This window comes from Pseudomonas sp. RC4D1 (assembly GCF_018390395.1).
Taxonomy (GTDB): domain Bacteria; phylum Pseudomonadota; class Gammaproteobacteria; order Pseudomonadales; family Pseudomonadaceae; genus Aquipseudomonas; species Aquipseudomonas danubii.
In genome coordinates this window covers 3,123,613-3,140,610 of the sequence record NZ_JAHBAW010000001.1, presented here as the reverse complement: position 1 = coordinate 3,140,610, position 16,998 = coordinate 3,123,613, and the positions used below count along the sequence as shown (strand labels likewise).

General features: G+C 62.6%; 16 protein-coding genes and 1 riboswitch. Of the genes, 8 read left to right on the top strand and 8 right to left on the bottom strand.

Annotated elements, in window-relative coordinates:
- The first annotated feature begins 96 nt into the window (after positions 1–96).
- Positions 97–714, top strand: coding sequence for a PAQR family membrane homeostasis protein TrhA (gene trhA, locus KHO49_RS14545; RefSeq protein WP_102862057.1), 618 nt, complete (start codon positions 97–99; stop codon positions 712–714).
- Here trhA and KHO49_RS14540 read toward each other — a convergent pair.
- The gene (locus tag KHO49_RS14540; protein WP_110594354.1) at positions 709–1,614 is read right to left on the bottom strand and encodes a LysR family transcriptional regulator; all 906 of its coding nucleotides are present in this window, start codon (positions 1,612–1,614) and stop codon (positions 709–711) included. The two genes, trhA and KHO49_RS14540, sit on opposite strands and share 6 nt — an antisense overlap.
- Positions 1,615–1,720: 106 nt before the next feature.
- On the opposite strand from KHO49_RS14540, the gene KHO49_RS14535 reads away from it, so the two are divergent.
- Genes KHO49_RS14535 through KHO49_RS14525 form a run of 3 tightly spaced genes read left to right on the top strand, consistent with a single transcriptional unit; the run spans position 1,721 to position 4,266 of the window.
- Complete coding sequence (locus KHO49_RS14535; protein ID WP_213665198.1) at positions 1,721–2,962, top strand: D-amino acid dehydrogenase; 1,242 nt, start codon at positions 1,721–1,723, stop codon at positions 2,960–2,962.
- A 21-nt stretch (positions 2,963–2,983) separates the two neighbouring features.
- The gene (locus tag KHO49_RS14530; RefSeq protein ID WP_102862054.1) at positions 2,984–3,334 is read left to right on the top strand and encodes a RidA family protein; all 351 of its coding nucleotides are present in this window, start codon (positions 2,984–2,986) and stop codon (positions 3,332–3,334) included.
- A 29-nt stretch (positions 3,335–3,363) separates the two neighbouring features.
- On the top strand, positions 3,364–4,266 hold the full coding sequence (locus KHO49_RS14525; protein WP_102862053.1) for a transporter substrate-binding domain-containing protein: 903 nt from the start codon (positions 3,364–3,366) through the stop codon (positions 4,264–4,266).
- A gap of 87 nt (positions 4,267–4,353) precedes the next feature.
- Here KHO49_RS14525 and KHO49_RS14520 read toward each other — a convergent pair whose 3' ends face one another.
- Both KHO49_RS14520 and KHO49_RS14515 read right to left on the bottom strand, forming a co-directional pair.
- Entirely contained in the window at positions 4,354–5,073 is a 720-nt protein-coding gene (locus KHO49_RS14520; RefSeq protein ID WP_213665197.1) for a 16S rRNA (uracil(1498)-N(3))-methyltransferase, read from the bottom strand.
- A 121-nt stretch (positions 5,074–5,194) separates the two neighbouring features.
- Complete coding sequence (locus KHO49_RS14515) at positions 5,195–6,601, bottom strand: adenosylmethionine--8-amino-7-oxononanoate transaminase (RefSeq protein WP_110652416.1); 1,407 nt, start codon at positions 6,599–6,601, stop codon at positions 5,195–5,197.
- 298 nt (positions 6,602–6,899) lie between these two features.
- Between KHO49_RS14515 and KHO49_RS14510 the strand changes: the two genes are divergently transcribed.
- Entirely contained in the window at positions 6,900–7,451 is a 552-nt protein-coding gene (locus tag KHO49_RS14510; RefSeq protein ID WP_102881143.1) for a cytochrome b, read from the top strand.
- 32 nt (positions 7,452–7,483) lie between these two features.
- A complete protein-coding gene (locus KHO49_RS14505; protein ID WP_102881142.1) occupies positions 7,484–8,080 on the top strand; it encodes a YceI family protein in 597 nt (198 codons plus the stop codon).
- A gap of 304 nt (positions 8,081–8,384) precedes the next feature.
- Here KHO49_RS14505 and rhlE2 read toward each other — a convergent pair whose 3' ends face one another.
- From rhlE2 to ahcY, 4 genes are all read right to left on the bottom strand, one after another.
- A complete protein-coding gene (gene rhlE2, locus KHO49_RS14500; protein ID WP_102862050.1) occupies positions 8,385–10,253 on the bottom strand; it encodes an RNA helicase RhlE2 in 1,869 nt (622 codons plus the stop codon).
- A gap of 223 nt (positions 10,254–10,476) precedes the next feature.
- Positions 10,477–11,292, bottom strand: coding sequence for a substrate-binding periplasmic protein (locus KHO49_RS14495; RefSeq protein ID WP_110594367.1), 816 nt, complete (start codon positions 11,290–11,292; stop codon positions 10,477–10,479).
- 120 nt (positions 11,293–11,412) lie between these two features.
- On the bottom strand, positions 11,413–12,258 hold the full coding sequence (metF, locus tag KHO49_RS14490; RefSeq protein WP_102881139.1) for a methylenetetrahydrofolate reductase [NAD(P)H]: 846 nt from the start codon (positions 12,256–12,258) through the stop codon (positions 11,413–11,415).
- A 189-nt stretch (positions 12,259–12,447) separates the two neighbouring features.
- Positions 12,448–13,857, bottom strand: coding sequence for an adenosylhomocysteinase (ahcY, locus tag KHO49_RS14485; protein WP_102862047.1), 1,410 nt, complete (start codon positions 13,855–13,857; stop codon positions 12,448–12,450).
- 21 nt (positions 13,858–13,878) lie between these two features.
- Positions 13,879–13,985: riboswitch (S-adenosyl-L-homocysteine riboswitch) on the bottom strand.
- Positions 13,986–14,184: 199 nt separating this feature from the next.
- Between ahcY and KHO49_RS14480 the strand changes: the two genes are divergently transcribed.
- Positions 14,185–14,580 (top strand): acyl-CoA thioesterase, encoded by a 396-nt coding sequence (locus tag KHO49_RS14480; RefSeq protein ID WP_060841501.1) that lies wholly within the window; start codon positions 14,185–14,187, stop codon positions 14,578–14,580.
- A gap of 118 nt (positions 14,581–14,698) precedes the next feature.
- Positions 14,699–15,586 (top strand): formate/nitrite transporter family protein, encoded by an 888-nt coding sequence (locus KHO49_RS14475; protein WP_102862046.1) that lies wholly within the window; start codon positions 14,699–14,701, stop codon positions 15,584–15,586.
- Here the strand turns inward: KHO49_RS14475 and KHO49_RS14470 are convergent, their stop codons facing one another.
- Complete coding sequence (locus tag KHO49_RS14470; protein WP_213665196.1) at positions 15,587–16,846, bottom strand: cation:proton antiporter; 1,260 nt, start codon at positions 16,844–16,846, stop codon at positions 15,587–15,589.
- Positions 16,847–16,998 lie beyond the last annotated feature (152 nt).

The following is a 16,998-nucleotide window of genomic DNA, read 5'->3' as shown; positions in this document are numbered from 1 at the left end:
GTTTTTTATTGGCCGTGCCCCAATAGACATGTTGCGCTTTCAAGCTGCAGGCCTGAGCCTTGCGTGTTTTTTCAATGTTTCAAGGGTGAGCGACAGATGTATCACGGAGAAAGATTCAACGCCTGGACCCACTTGCTGGGAGCGATCGCCGCGTTTGTCGGCGGGATCTGGCTGGTGGTGCTGGCCAGCCTCGATGGCGACCCGTGGAAGATCGTCGGTGTGGCGATCTATTCCTTCACCTTGCTGGTGCTCTACAGCGTGTCCACGGTCTACCACAGCGTGCGTGGGCGGGCCAAAGGCATCATGCAGAAGGTCGATCACTTTTCCATCTATCTGCTGATTGCCGGCAGCTACACCCCCTTCTGCCTGGTGACCCTGCGCGGGCCCTGGGGCTGGACCCTGTTCGGGATTGTCTGGGGGTTGGCGCTGATTGGCATCCTGCAGGAGATCAAGCCGCGTTCCGAGGCGCGAATTCTGTCCATCGTGATCTACGCGGTCATGGGCTGGATCGTGCTGGTGGCGGTCAAGCCGCTGCTGGCGGCCTTGGGCCCCGCCGGTTTTGCCTGGCTGGCCTCGGGTGGCGTGCTGTACACCGTGGGCATCATCTTCTTTGCCCTGGATAGCCGCCTGCGCCATGCCCATGGCATCTGGCACCTGTTCGTGATCGCCGGCAGCCTGCTGCACTTCATCGCCATCCTGTTCTACGTCCTATAAGGGGTGGTCCAGCTGGGCCTGGGCCTGACGAGAGAAAATCTGCAGCAGGCTGGCCAGGGTGTGGGGCGGCGGTTCGGCGGTGCGGGTCACGGCGTACAGGGTGATCGGCAGGGGCGGACTCAGGGGGCGGATGGCGGTGCTGGCCGGTGAGGCGCCCAGGGCGGTGAAGGGATCGATCAAGGCCAGCCCGGCACCGGACTCCACCATGGCCCGGGCCAGGGAGTAGGTCTGCACGGCAATGCTCACCCGAGGCGGCGGTTCCACGGTCTTGAGGTAGCTGTCGAGGCGGGCTGACAGCGGATCGGTGCTGCTCAGGCCAATCAGCGGTGCATCCGCCAGTTCCATCAGGGCCAGTGGCTGGCCCCGGGTTGGCTCCGGCCAGTAGTCCAGCGGTGCCAGGGCCACCAGCACGCCCTCGGCCAGGGGCTGTGCACAGAGCCCGGGGTGATCCGGGCGCTGCAGGGTCAGGGCCACATCGATTTCCCGCATCAGCAGGTTCTGCACCAGTTCGCGGCTATGGGCGCTGGACAGTTCGCACAGGCTGTCCGGGTAGCGGCGGGTCCATTCGCTGATGGCCGGTGGCAGCAGTGCCAGGGCCAGGGCCGGGGTGGCGCCGATGCGCAGGCTCTGGCCCGGCGCCCGGCGCAGGTTCTGCGCCAGCCGCCTGACCCCTTGCAGGCTTTCGCTGACCTTGTCCACTTCCCGCTCCAGCTCCAGGGCTTCGGGCGTGGGCTGCAACTTGCCCCGTACCCGCAGGAACAACGGAAAACCCAGTTGCAGTTCGGCGTGCTGCAGGACCTTGCTCACTGCTGGCTGGGAGACGTGCAGCAGCTGCGCGGCGCCGCTGATGGAGCCGGTCTGGCGAATGGCCTGGAAGATTTCGATGTGACGCAGTCGCATGGGCAGTCCATAACCTTTGTTTATGGGTGGTCCATCTTTATTCATTGTTCGGCGCCTGTCACCTGCCCCTAACCTTGCGCCATTCAACAAGCGGTCGGGGACAGTCATGAGTCAGCGGGTTTGCATCATCGGCGGTGGCGTCATTGGCCTGGCCAGCGCCTATGCCCTGGTTCGCCAGGGCCTGGAAGTGACGCTGGTGGAAGCCCAGGATGCCCTCGGCAGCCAGACCAGCTTCGCCAATGGCGGGCAGTTGTCCTATCGCTATGTAGCGCCCCTGGCCGATGCCGGTGTGCCTTGGCAGGCCCTGGGCTGGATGCTCAAGGGCGACTCGCCGCTCAAGCTGCGCCCGCGCCTGGACCCGGCGCAATGGCGTTGGTTGGCGGGGTTTCTCGGTGCCTGCCGGCATTCGGTGAACCAGCGCAATGGCGCCCACCTGCTGCGTTTGGCATTGCTCAGCCAGAGCACCCTGCAACGCTGGCGCGAAGAGGATGGCCTGCAGGGCTTCGACTGGCGGCGCAATGGCAAGCTGGTGACCTTTCGTGAGCGTGGCAGCTTCGACCACGCCCGGCACAACCTCGCGGACTGCCGCCAGCAGCAGGTGTTGTCAGCCGCCGAGTGCGCGGCGCTGGAACCGACCCTGGGCGACGCGCCCTTTGTCGGCGGCATCTACACCCCCGACGAGGAAGTGGCCGACTGTCATGGCTTTTGCCAGCAGTTGGCGGCGCGGCTGCGGGCTTCCGGGCGTTGCGAGATTCTCCTGGGCCAGCGGGTTCGGGGCATTCATCACCAGGGCGACCGGGTGCAGGCCATCGATCTGGGCGACCGGCTCTTACCGGTGGAGCACCTGGTGCTGGCGGCCGGTCACCGCAGCGCCGAGCTGCGCCTGCCCGGGCTCAAGCTGCCCCTGTATCCGCTCAAGGGCTATAGCCTCAGCGTGCCCATCGGTCCTGAGCACCGCGCGCCGGATATCAGCATCACCGACTACAACCGCAAGATCGTCTACGCCAGGATCGGCCAGCAGTTGCGGGTGGCGGCCATGGTCGACATCGTCGGCTTCGATCCCTCCCCGGACCCGGCTCGGCTGGCCTTGATGCGGCGTCAGGCCGAGCAGACCTTCGCCGCCGCCGGTGATTATGCGGCGGCCAGCGAATGGGCCGGGATGCGTCCCGCCACTCCCAGCGGCGTGCCGCTGATCGGCGCCACCGCCTATCGCAATCTGTGGCTCAACCTTGGTCACGGCGCGCTGGGATTCACCCTGGCCTGTGGCAGTGGCCAGCTGCTGGGCGAACTGATTGGCCAGCGTTCCACCAGCATCGACATGCAGGGCCTGGCGCCCCGCGTCGCCTGAACGTTCAACAGGAGTCTTCAGATGAGTATCCAGCGTATCCACAGCAACCATCGCCTCAGCGGCGCCGTCACCTTTGCCGGACTGGTGTTCCTTTCCGGCCAGGTGCCGGGGGCCAGCAGCGACATCGGCGGCCAGACCCGGGAGGTCCTGGAGAAGATCGACGCCTTGCTGGCCGAGGCGGGCAGCGACAAGGATCATCTCTTGAGCGCGACGATCTACCTCAAGGACATCCAGGCCGATTTCGCGGTGATGAACGAAGTCTGGTCGGCCTGGCTGTCCCCCGGGCAGGCGCCGGCGCGCACGACCTTGCAGGCGGCCCTGGCGCGCCCGCAGATCCTCGTCGAAATCAGCGTCATCGCTGCTCGCCGCTGAATCACCTCTACCCACAACGGAGAATAACAATGCATAAGATCACGTTGCTCGGCTGCACCCTGGGGCTGTTGTTCAGCGCCGTTTCCCAGGCCAATGAGGCGCCCCTGGACGGCACCCTGGCCAAGATCGCCAATAGCTCCAGTATTACCTTGGGTTATCGCGATGCCTCGGTGCCCTTTTCCTACGTCGGTGACAACAGCGGTCAGCCCATGGGCTATTCGGTGGAGCTGGCGGGCAAGGTGGTGGAGCGCATCCAGCAGCAGTTGCACCTGCCCAAGCTGAAGGTGAAGTACAACCTGGTGACCTCGCAGACGCGCATTCCCCTGGTGCAGAACGGCACCGTGGACCTGGAGTGCGGTTCCACCGGCGTGACGGCCGAGCGGCAGAAGCAGGTGGCGTTTTCCTACGGTTTTATCTACGTCAAAGGGCAACTCTTGACCGCCAAGGACAGTGGGATCAAAAGCTTCGCCGACCTGCGGGGCAAGAACGTGGTGACCACCGCGGGGACCACCAACGAGCGGTTTCTCAAGAGTTACAACGTCGAGCACAAGATCGACATGTTCGTGATCAGCGCCAAGGACCACGGCGAGGCGTTCCAGATGCTGCAGTCGGGGCGTGCGGCGGCGTTCTACATGGATGATGCGCTGCTCTACGGCGAACGGGCCAAGGCGCGGGACCCGCACAACTGGGTGGTGGTGGGGGAGGAGCAGTCGCGTGAGATCTACAGCTGCATGGTGCGCAAGGATGACCCGCAGTTCCTGGCCCTGGTCAACGGCGTCCTGGCGGATCTGTATCGCAGTGGCGAGATCAACGGCATCTACCAGCGTTGGTTCCAGCAGCCGATTCCGCCCAAGGGCCTGAACCTGGAGTTCCCCATGACTGCCGAGCTGAAGGCGATCATCGCCCAGCCCACCAGCGACCCGGTGCAATAACCGGCGAAGAGCTCCCTGAGAGGTGTGCCGGGCTGGCGGGCGCCTTCGCTGGCAAGCCAGCGCCTGCACAAGCCGGCGTTGCTCAACTCAGAAGTCGCCCCACAGTTGCTGGGCCACGGCCAGGGCGACCACGGGGGCGGTTTCGGTGCGCAGCACGCGAGGGCCAAGACGGGCAGGCAGAAAGCCTGCACCGTGGGCCTGCTCCACTTCGGCATCGGACAGGCCGCCTTCCGGGCCAATCAGGAAGGCCAGGGTCTGGGGTTTGGCGTGGCTTTCCAGGGGCTGGGCCACGGGATGCAGGACCAGTTTCAGGTCCGCCTGGGTCTGCTTGATCCAGTCCGCCAGCATTACCGGTGCATGAATCAGCGGAACGCGGGAACGACCGCATTGCTCACAGGCGCTGATGGCCACCTGGCGCCAGTGCAGCAGGCGTTTGTCAGCGCGTTCGTCCTTGAGCCGCACTTCGCAGCGCTCGCTGAAGATCGGGGTGATTTCGCTCACCCCAAGTTCGGTGGCTTTCTGGATCGCCCAGTCCATGCGCTCGCCCCGGGACAGGCCCTGGCCCAGGTGAATCTGCAGCGGCGATTCGTCCTGGCCGGCAAAGCTTTCATCCAGCTGCACCCGTACCCGCTTCTTGCCCACTTCCACCAGCGTGCCGCGAAACTCCATCCCTGAGCCGTCGAACACCTGCAAGGCATCACCTTCGGCCATGCGCAGCACGCGTCCGATGTAATGCGCCTGGGCTTCCGGCAGTTCGTGTTCGCCAAGGCTCAAGGGGGCGTCGATAAAGAAGCGGGACAATCTCATCTGGTTTCTCTGTGCTGTAGGAGCCGGCTTGCCGGCGATGAACGATGGTGCGGTGCGTGTCGAAGCGCTTCGCTGACAAGCCAGCTCCTGCGCCAGAGGGTGCAGGAGCGGGGCGAGGGACTCAGCCCGGATCGCGGAAGCCCGGGTGGAAGTCCTTGGGCACGGCCACGCTGACGCTGTCGCGGGTGGCGATGTCGATGCCTTCGCTGGCGACTTCGGCGAGGAAGTCGATCTGCTCCGGGGTGATCACGTAGGGCGGCAGGAAATACACCACGTTGCCCAGGGGACGCAACAGGGCGCCGCGCTCCAGGGCGTGCTGGAACACCTTCAGGCCGCGACGTTCCTGCCACGGGTAGGCGCTCTTGCTGGCCTTGTCCTGGACCATTTCGATGGCCAGGACCATGCCGGTCTGGCGCACTTCGGCCACGTGGGGGTGATCCACCAGATGCGCAGTGGCGCTGGCCATGCGCTGGGACAGGGCGCGGTTGTTCTCGATGACGTTGTCCTGCTCGAAGATGTCCAGGGTCGCCAGCGCCGCCGCACAGGCCAGCGGGTTGCCGGTGTAGCTGTGGGAGTGGAGGAAGGCGCGCAGGGTGGGGTAGTCATCGTAGAAGGCGCTGTAGACCTCATCGGTGGTCATGCACGCAGCCAGAGGCAGGTAGCCGCCGGTCAGGGCCTTGGACAGGCACAGAAAGTCCGGGCGGATGCCGGCCTGCTCGCAGGCGAACATGCTGCCGGTGCGGCCGAAGCCCACGGCGATCTCATCATGGATCAGGTGCACGCCGTAGCGGTCGCAGGCTTCGCGCAGCAGCTTAAGGTACACCGGGTGGTACATGCGCATGCCGCCGGCGCCCTGGATCAATGGCTCGACGATGACTGCGGCTAGCGTGTCGTGGTGTTCGGCCAGGGTCTGTTCCATGGCGGCGAACATGTTTCGCGAATGCTCTTCCCAGCTCATGCCGTCGGGACGCAGGTAGCAGTCCGGGCTAGGCACCTTGAGGGTGTCCAGCAGCAGGGCCTTGTAGGTCTCGGTGAACAGCGGTACGTCGCCCACCGACATGGCGGCGATGGTTTCGCCGTGGTAGCTGTTGCTCAGGGTGACGAAGCGCTTCTTGGCCGGCTGGCCGCGGTTGAGCCAGTAGTGGAAGCTCATCTTCATCGCCACTTCGATGCACGACGAACCGTTGTCGGCGTAGAAGCAGCGGGTCAGGCCTTCGGGGGTGATCTGCACCAGGCGCTCGGACAGCTCGATCACCGGCTGGTGGCTGAAACCGGCGAGGATCACATGCTCCAGCTGGTCCACTTGATCCTTGATGCGTTGGTTGATGCGCGGATTGGCGTGGCCGAATACATTGACCCACCAGGAACTGACCGCGTCCAGGTAGCGTTTGCCTTCGAAGTCTTCCAGCCAGACGCCTTCACCGCGCTTGATGGGGATCAAAGGCAGTTGTTCGTGGTCTTTCATCTGGGTGCAGGGATGCCACAGTACCGCGAGATCGCGTTGCATCCACTGGTTATTCAGGCCCATGTAGAGTCTCCTGGAGGCGGAATCGGGCAAGCCTATGCAATGCATGGCCGCGGGACAACCTATTGTGTGGGGCGGCGGTCAGACAAATGCGCCCTGTACGCAAAGACGTGCCTGAGAGCTGCCAGGGCACCCGCCCTTGGTTATCCCTGAGTCTTCTGAAACGGTCCTTAATCTTTTCTTAACGAGCCCGGCCCAGACTATCGATCGTATTTCTCGATATTTCAAAGCAAAATTTTTCGCTTTAATTCGATAGGTAAATCGCTAGTCTTGGTCAGCGTTTCTTACAGGATGCAACTCGATGCAGTTACGTAATTCTTCTTCGCGCTACGGCTGGGTAAGCATTGTTCTGCACTGGGGCGTGGCCCTGGCCGTCTTCGGATTGTTCGCTCTGGGCCTGTGGATGGTCGGTCTCGACTACTACAGCACCTGGCGCAAAGACGCCCCGGACCTGCACAAGAGTATTGGCCTGACGCTGTTTGCGATCATGCTGCTGCGGGTGCTGTGGCGTTTTGTCAGCCCACCACCACCGGCACCGGCCAATCATGGACGTCTGACCCGCCTGGGGGCCAAGTTGGGACATGGGTTCCTGTACCTGGGTCTGTTCGCGGTCATGATTGCCGGTTACCTGATCTCCACCGCAGACGGCGTCGGTATCCCGGTGTTTGGCTTGTTTGAAGTTCCTGCCCTGGTTTCCGGCCTGCCGGACCAGGCAGATGTAGCAGGCGTGGTGCATTTGTACCTGGCCTGGGCGCTGGTGATCTTTGCCGGCATCCATGGTCTGGCGGCCTTGAAGCACCACTTTATCGATCGTGATGCGACCCTCAGCCGAATGCTGGGTCGCAAAGCCTGATGTTCAACCTCGACTCAAAAGGAATAGAAAGCATGTTGAAAAAGACTCTCGCCGCTCTGGCAATCGGATCGGCTGTATTGGCGGCCGGTCAAGTGATGGCAGCGGACTACGTGATCGACAAGGAAGGCCAGCACGCCTTCATCGACTTCAAGATCAGCCACCTGGGCTACAGCTTCATCACCGGTACCTTCAAGGACCTGGACGGCAAGTTCAGCTTCGACGCGGCCAAGCCTGAAGACGCCAAGATCGAAGTCAACGTGCGCACCGCCAGCGTGTTCACCAACCACGCCGAACGTGACAAGCACATCACCAGCAAGGACTTCCTCGACGCTGGCAAGTTTGCCGATGCCAAGTTCGTCTCCACCAGCGTCAAGCCGACCGGCAAGAATGCCGACGGCAAGCTGACCGCTGACGTGGCCGGCGACCTGACCCTGCACGGTGTGACCAAGCCGGTTGTGGTCAAGGCCACCTTCCTGGGTGAAGGCAAGGACCCATGGGGCGGCTACCGTGCCGGTTTCGAAGGCACCACCAGCATCAATCGCCAGGATTTCGGCAAGATGATGGACCTGGGCCCGGCGTCCAACAACGTCGACCTGTACATCACCTTCGAAGGTGTGAAAGCGAAGTAATGCTTCGTCTGTAGCCGCTGCCGCAGGCTGCGATAAGGCCCGCAGGGCCTTCGCGATTCAATTCGCACAGCCCTTATTGGACTGATCGCAACCTGCGCCAAGGCAAAAAAAGCGCCCCCGACCACAAATCGGGGGCGTTTTTTATTGCCCGTCATGCAACCCGGTGAGCCTGGCAGGCCCTTGCGCCGGGCTCCCCGTCGTTCGCAGCCTGCGGCAGCGGCTACAGAAAGCGGCCTCGACCAGCCGCCACAAAAAACGCCCCGGGTCTTGCGACCAGGGGCGTTTTTCATTGCAGCCTGCGGACTCAGCGATTGCGGGTCAGCAGTGCCGGCTTCTCGCCCCGTGGGCGGCTCGGCAACTGGTCCAGTTGCTCAGGCGTCGGGAAGCGATCGGCCTTGGACTCCTTGTGCATGATCTTCGGCTGGTTGCCCCGAGGATTCTGCACTGCCGGCTCCTGGCGTGGCTGTTCGTCACGGTTCGGGCGACGATTGCGCGACTCGTCGCGACGACCCTGGCTGTCACGAGGGGCGCCGTTGCGTGGGCCGCCGCTGCGCTTGGCCGGTGCGGTGCCGGTGGTGCTGCCGTTGCTGTTGCGTGGGTTGCCTGAGCGACCCTGGCCACCACCAGCGCCGCCGCGTGGCGGATTGCCGGCACCGGCGCCCTGGGCCGGAGCCCCTGGACGGCGACCACGGCCCTGGTTGTTCTTGTTCTGGTATGGGCTGACGTAGTCAGCGCGGTTACCGAAGTTGTCCACGTCGTCGTCGAGGAACTCATCCGGTGCCCGGTCGGCACGTGGCGTCGGCTGGCGCTGTTCGCGGGCCGGAGTGCCTTCACGCGGTTTCTGCTCGCGGGCCGGGCGCTCGCCACGGGCCGGCTTGTCTTTGCCGCCCTTGTCCTTGCCCTTGTCCTTGCGACCACCGCCGCCACCGCCGCCGTTCGGGCCGTCGCCACGTGGGCCACGAGGATTGCGCGGGTTGCGTACGTCCGGACGCTCGCGCACTTCCGGCTTCTCGGCTTCCACGGCGCTGGCATCGAAGCCCATCAGGTCGCCATCGGCGATCTTCTGCTTGGTCATGCGCTCGATGCTTTTCAGCAGTTTCTCTTCGTCCGGAGCCACCAGGGATATGGCCTCGCCCGAGCGACCGGCACGGCCGGTACGACCGATACGGTGCACGTAGTCTTCGTCGACGTTAGGCAGCTCGAAGTTGACCACGTGGGGCAGTTGGTCGATATCCAGGCCGCGGGCGGCGATATCGGTGGCTACCAGAATGCGTACGTCGCCGGCCTTGAAATCGGCCAGGGCCTTGGTGCGGGCGTTCTGGCTCTTGTTACCGTGGATCGCCACAGCGCTCAGGCCGTGCTTGTCCAGGTACTCGGCCAGGCGGTTGGCGCCGTGCTTGGTACGCGTGAACACCAGCACCTGTTCCCAGGCGCCAGCGGTGATCAGGTGCGCCAGCAGCGAGCGTTTGTGGCTGGCGGGCAGGCGGAACACCCGCTGCTCGATACGCTCAACCGTGGTGTTCGGCGGGGTGACTTCGATGCGCTCGGGGTTGTGCAGCAACTTGCCGGCCAGGTCCGTGATGTCCTTGGAAAAGGTCGCGGAGAACAGCAGGTTCTGACGCTTGGCAGGCAGGCGGGCGAGGACCTTCTTGACGTCATGGACGAAGCCCATGTCGAGCATGCGGTCGGCTTCGTCGAGCACGAGGATTTCCACGTGGGACAGATCGACGCTGCCTTGGCCGGCCAGGTCCAGTAGGCGGCCGGGGCACGCCACCAGCACATCGACGCCACGGGCCATGGCCTGGACCTGCGGGTTCATGCCGACGCCGCCGAAGATGCAGGCGCTGACGAACTTCAGGTCGCGGGCATACAGCTTGAAGCTGTCATGCACTTGCGCGGCCAGTTCGCGAGTCGGGGTTAGGACCAGTACGCGCGGTTGGCGCGGGCCGTGACGCTGGGATTTGTCCGGGTGACCGTTGGGAAACAACCGCTCCAGGATCGGGAGGGCGAAACCGCCGGTTTTACCAGTACCTGTCTGTGCCGCGACCATCAGATCGCGACCTTGCAACACGGCGGGAATGGCCCGCTGTTGCACCGGAGTAGGCTGGGTGTAGCCGGCGGCTTCGATGGCACCGACTAAAGCCTCGGAGAGACCGAGGGAAGCAAAGGACATGAGTAATCCTGTTTTAGTGAGGGCTTGGCCCAAAGGGATAATCTTGCCGGGCGTGAATGGCGTTTAAGAGGACGCAATCCCGTCCGGTCCTGCTGGCCTGAAGACTCATCCAACACAGGCTCGCGCGGGCCGGATGGCTGCGCCGTAGCGGGGTGGAGAGGCCTTGAACAGGTTCCAGCGTCCGGGCGTGAGCCTGGCGGGAGGCCGGAGTATAACAGAGCAATCAGTATGCGCTGCTTTCCTGCTGCTCAACGGTTTTTTCTGACCCCCGGGTAGAGGATGACCTGACAGGGGGCAGAACAGGTTCCGCTCCGTACTTGGCGCTCAACTCGGCATAGGCCGGTTCGCGCTTGAAGCGCTTGAGTTCGGCGCCGAAGCGTTGCACCAAAAGGTCCATCCCGGCGTTGCGGCGCAGCGCCAGGTACTGGCTCTGGCGGCTGATGACCGTAGGGTTCTGGCTGACCTGATCGCGAATGCCCAGGCTGTCCAGCAGATGCTGGCCCACTCGCTTGTCGGTGATCAACAGGTCGATGCGTCCCAGTAGCAGCTTGCCGAAGTTGGCTTCATGGGTCGGTGCCGGCTCGCGGTTGAACAGGGTCGAATTGCTGAAGTCATCGCTATACAGGTAGCCGGGAGAGGTGCCGATGGTCAGGCCCTTGAGTTCATCCAGATGCTTGAACGGATGTGGGCGCTGCTTGGCGTAGAACATCACGAACTCCACATCCGAGAGAGGTTCGCTGGGATAGAGCAAGGTGCGGTCGCGCTGGTCGCTATGGAAGATATCCAGGGCTCCGTCGGCCTGGCCGGTTTCCAGCATGGCCAGGCAGCGTTTCCACGGTAGGAACTGCCACTCTACTTCTATCCCCAGACGCTGAAAGACAATGGCCGTGGTTTCGTAGTCCAGCCCCAGGGCCTTGCCGTTTTCCTCATAGACATAAGGCGCCCAGGGTTCGGTGACAATGCGCAGCTTCTCGCCATGGGCGGCGACGCTCAGGCAAGTACAGAGGAGGGCTATCAGCAGCTGGGCAATGACGGACATTGCTGGAGATTACGACGAGAGATCATGCAATTGCTAGGGGGAGTTCCAGCCGCTCTGGCTCAAGGCTTGGGCAAATAAAAAGGCCCCGGTTTACGCCGGGGCCTGGTGAAGGGTTGCCGATCAGCGCGGCAGCTTCAGGTTGTTCCAGATGGCCAGGCTCGGGTCGGCCTGGTTCAGGGTGTAGAAATGTAGGCCCGGTGCTCCACCTTGAAGCAGGCGCTCGCACATCTGGCTGATGACCTGCTCACCGAAAGCCTGGATGCTGGTGCTGTCGTCACCGTAGGCTTCCAGTTGCTTGCGGATCCAGCGAGGGATCTCGGCGCCGCAGGCGTCGGAAAAACGCGCCAGCTTGCTGTAGTTGGTGATCGGCATGATGCCCGGCACGATCGGGATGTTTACGCCCATCTTCTGCACGCGCTCGACGAAGTAGAAGTAGCTGTCGGCATTGAAGAAGTACTGGGTGATCGCACTGTCGGCACCGGCATTGGCCTTGCGTACGAAATGGGTGAGATCGTCTTCGAAGTTGCGCGCTTGCGGGTGCATCTCCGGATAGGCGGCGACTTCTATATGGAAGTGGCTGCCGGTTTCTTCACGAATGAAGCTCACCAGATCGTTGGCGTGGCGCAACTCGCCGCTGGCCATGCCCATGCCCGAAGGCAGGTCGCCGCGCAGGGCAACGATGCGCTTGATACCAGCTGCCTGATACTGCTGCAGCAGACCGCGCAGGTCGTCCTTGCTGTCGCCGACGCAAGACAGGTGCGGTGCGGCAGGGACTTTTACTTCGCTCTCCAGTTGCAGCACGGTGTTGACCGTACGATCACGGGTCGAGCCGCCGGCACCGTAGGTGCAGGAGAAGAAGTCGGGGTTGTAGCTGGCCAGCTGACGGGCAGTGGCAAGCAGTTTTTCATGCCCAGCATCGGTCTTGGTCGGAAAGAACTCGAAGCTGTAGCGACGATCTTGGGACATGGAAGCAACCTCCAGCTACAAGCCGCAAGCTGAAAGCGCCAAGAGAAGCGTGGGTGCGCTCATCTCCTGATTCTGGAGCCTGTTGCCTGACACTGTTTAAGCAAATAGGGGCAAAGCGTGAGGCTTTGTGCGGCAAGCCCGGCTTGTGGCCCTGGCTTGCCGCTTGAAGCTCAACGCTTGCAGCTGCTCTTAGTAGCGATAAGCGTCTGGCTTGAACGGACCTTCGACGGTCACGCCGATGTAGTCAGCCTGTTGCTTGGTCAGTTGAGTGACCACGCCGCCGAAGCCGCGAACCATTTCCAGGGCCACTTCTTCGTCGAGTTTCTTCGGCAGGACTTCAACGGTCAGGCGCTCGGCTTTCTGGGCTGGCGACAGGTCGGCGTACTTCTGGCCGAACAGGAAGATCTGCGCCAGAACCTGGTTGGCGAACGAACCGTCCATGATGCGGCTTGGGTGACCAGTGGCGTTGCCCAGGTTCACCAGGCGGCCTTCGGCCAGCAGGATCAGGTAGTCGTCGTTCTGTGGGTCGAAATCGCCATGGCCGGTACGGTGGATCTTGTGTACCTGTGGCTTCACTTCTTCCCATGCCCAGTGCTTGCGCATGAAAGCGGTGTCGATTTCGTTGTCGAAGTGGCCGATGTTGCAGACCACGGCGCGCTTTTTCAGGGCCTTGAGCATGTTTGCGTCGCAAACATTGACGTTACCGGTGGTGGTCACGATCAGGTCGATCTTGCCCAGCAGGGCCTTGTCGATGCAGGCTTCGGTGCCGTTGTTGATACCGTCGATGAACGGCGAAACCAGTTCGAAACCGTCCATGCAGGCTTGCATGGCGCAGATCGGGTCGACTTCGGAAACCTTGACGATCATGCCTTCCTGACGCAGGGACTGGGCCGAGCCCTTGCCCACGTCACCGTAGCCGATGACCAGCGCTTGCTTGCCGGACAGCAGGTGGTCGGTGCCGCGCTTGATGGCGTCGTTCAGGCTGTGACGGCAGCCGTACTTGTTGTCGTTCTTGCTCTTGGTCACCGAGTCGTTGACGTTGATCGCAGGAATCTTCAGCTCGCCCTTGGCCAGCATGTCCAGCAGGCGGTGTACGCCGGTGGTGGTTTCTTCGGTCACGCCGTGAACGCGATCCAGTACCTGTGGGTATTTGTCGTGCAGCAGCTGGGTCAGGTCGCCGCCGTCGTCGAGGATCATGTTGGCGTCCCAAGGCTGGCCATCCTTGAGGATGGTCTGCTCCAGGCACCACTCGTACTCTTGTTCGGTTTCGCCTTTCCAGGCGAACACAGGAATGCCGGCGGCGGCGATGGAGGCAGCGGCCTGGTCTTGAGTCGAGAAGATGTTGCAGGACGACCAGCGTACTTCGGCACCCAGGGCAACCAGGGTTTCGATCAGCACGGCGGTCTGAATGGTCATGTGGATGCAGCCGAGGATTTTCGCGCCCTTGAGAGGCTGTTCAGCCAGGTACTTGCGGCGCAGACCCATCAGAGCGGGCATTTCCGACTCGGCGATGATGGTTTCGCGACGGCCCCAGGCGGCCAGGGAAATGTCGGCGACTTTGTAGTCGGTAAAATCTGCAGGCGTGTTTACAGCGCTCATGAAGAGCCTCCATTCGTAGTGTGCGAATGGGCGCCGTTGTGCGTTTAGTGTCCGTACAGGGAAGCCTGTACCGACAACGCCCCATCCGAGCCTGACAGGTCATGCCTGCTGCAGCGCCCCTCGGACAGGTGGCGGGAAAACGGTATCAAGTGCAGATGACCGTTTTGAAACGGTGGCGATTATAGCCGCCAGAGCCAGACTTCCAAAAGTGTTTCTGTCGCCTGGATGAAGATCGTTAATCGCGACCATAGTCGATGTTGCGTAGAGCATGACCGTCCGGTCTGCCATTATGCCGGGCATCAATTGGCAGGACGGTCAGGAGTGAATATGAATTTCCACACCCGCAAGTGGGTAAAGCCCGAAGACCTCAACCCCAACGGCACGCTGTTCGGCGGCAGCCTGTTGCGCTGGATCGACGAAGAAGCGGCGATCTACGCCATTGTCCAGTTGGGCAACCAGCGAGTGGTCACCAAGTACATCTCGGAAATCAACTTCGTCAGTGCCTCACGCCAGGGCGACATCATTGAGCTGGGCATCACCGCCACCGAGTTCGGTCGCACCTCCATTACCCTGACCTGCGAAGTACGCAACAAGATCACCCGCAAATCCATTCTCACCGTAGAGAAGATGGTCTTCGTCAACCTAGGTGAAGACGGCCTGCCGGCGCCTCACGGGCGCACCGAAATCAAATACGTCAAGGACCAGTTCAAGGACGAAGCCTGAACCCACGCGTCGGCGAATGCCTTGACCCCATTCGCCAGCCTGAGGTCTCCAATCCGAACGGAACAGCCCTGAACCTCGCATGTCGTAACTCATACGACCCACCTGGTTCAGGACTCCCATGGACACTCGACACGACGGTAAAACCCCCGGTCTTTCGGCCGCGGAGCAGCAGGACGTCGACCGTAACCAGCCGCCCCGCGCGGCGGTCCTGCATGAAATCATCCGCACCCAGGGCGATCAGGAGCTGGAGCGCAGCGTCGCTGCCCTGTGGTGGTCGGCCTTGGCTGCCGGCCTGACCATGGGCCTGTCCCTGATGGGCATGGGCCTGCTCAACTCCCGCCTGCCGGATGGCGAAGCCTTCAAAGTGATCGCCAGCTTCGGCTACTGTGCGGGCTTTCTGGCGGTGATTCTCGCGCGCCAGCAACTGTTTACGGAAAATACTCTGACCGCGGTATTGCCGGTGATGAGCAAGCCGAGCCTGCAGAACTTCGGGCGATTGTTGCGCTTATGGGGTGTGGTGCTGGTGGGTAACCTGTGCGGCACCTTGCTGGTGGCCTACGTGATGCTGCACCTGCCGATCTTCGACAGCCGGACCGACCAGGCCTTTCTGGAAATCGGCCGCAAGGTGATGGAGAACGACAGCTCGCAGATGTTCGCCAAGGGCATCATCTCCGGCTGGATGATCGCCACCATGGTGTGGATGATTCCGTCCATGGAGAGCGCCAAGATGTGGATCATCATCCTCATCACCTACCTGATGGCGCTGGGGGATTTCACCCACATCGTGGTGGGTTCGGCCGAAGTCTCTTACCTGGTGTTTGCCGGCGAGCTGGGGTGGCGGGATTTCTGGCAGGTGTTCGCCGGGCCGACCCTGGCGGGGAACATCATCGGCGGCAGTTTCATCTTCGCTCTGATCAGCCATGCCCAGGTGCGCAGCGAGAGCGGCACGCCGAACAAAAACGCGGATCGGGCAGGGGCACCCGATCCGCGACAGATCAAGAAGTGATCAGTGGGCCTCGGTCTTGGCTGCCGGGGTTTCCTGGGTGACATGGCGCACCAGCTTGCCGATGCTCAGACCCTGCAGCAGGATCGAGGACAGCACCACGATGTAGGTGATGCTCAGCACCAAGTCGCGTTCCGGCCCCAGGGGCAGGGCCAGCGCCAGCGCCACTGAGACGCCACCGCGCAGGCCACCCCAGGTCAGCACGCGAATGGTGCCCCGGGGCACGCTGCGCCAGCGGCGCAGCAGGAGGATTGCCGGGGCCACGGTCAACAGGCGCGACAGTATGATGGCCACTGCCAGCAGGCTCGCGGCCGCCAGGTGCAGCCAGTTGAACGGCAGCAGCAACAGTTCCAGGCCGATCAGGGCGAACAGCAGGGCGTTGAGCATGTCGTCCAGCAGTTCCCAGAAACCATCCAGGTAACGCCGGGTCATGTCGTTCATCGCCAGGTTGCGCCCCAGATTGCCGATGATCAGGCCGGCTACCACCATGGCGATCGGTGCCGATACGTGGATCTCGCTGGCCATGGCCGAACCACCGATCACTAGAGCCAGGGTCAGCATCACTTCGATCTGGTGCTGCTCGATGCTCTTGATCATCAGGTACACCAGGTAGCCGATCAGCCCGCCGAACACCACGCCGCCGATGGCTTCATGCACGAACAGCCAGGCAGTGGCGCTCACCGTCGGAGTTTCACCCAGTTGGGCGATGCCCAGCAGCACGGTGAACACCACGACCGCCGTGCCGTCGTTGAACAGCGACTCGCCGACGATAGTGGTCTTCAGCGGCTTGGAGGCGTTGGCGGTCCGCAGTACGCCCAGCACCGCGATGGGGTCGGTGGGGGAAATCAGTGCGCCGAACAGCAGGCAATAGAGGAAGCTCACGTGCCAGCCGAACAGGCCGAAGATCCAGTAGGCCAGGCTGCCGATGACGAAGGTGGCGATCAGCACGCCGACGGTGGCTAACAGGCCGATGGGCCAGCGATAGCTGCGCAGATCGTTGAGGTTGACGTGCAGGGCGCCGGCGAACAGCAGGAACGACAGCATCCAGTTCATCAGCAGGTCGCCGAAGTCGATCTTGCCGATCAGTTCCTCGACATGCTCTTCCAGGCCGGGGAAGCCGAGGTAGCTCAGTCCTTGCAGCAACAAGGAAAAGAGCAGGGCGGTGACCATGACGCCGATGGTCGGCGGCAGGCCGATAAAACGGAAGTTGACGTAGGTGAGCAGGGTGGTCAGGCAGATAAAAGCAGCGACAAGTTCAAGCATCCGGACTCCTTTGGATGATCGCAGGAAAAGCAGCCTGAACTCTTTCAGGCCAAAGGTTTGATGTGCCGGCGACGGGACGGGACACAGTTCGTTATGGCGCGGGAGTCCGCTCCCTTGCCACGGCAATGCTGTTGAGCCGCACCCATTGACCG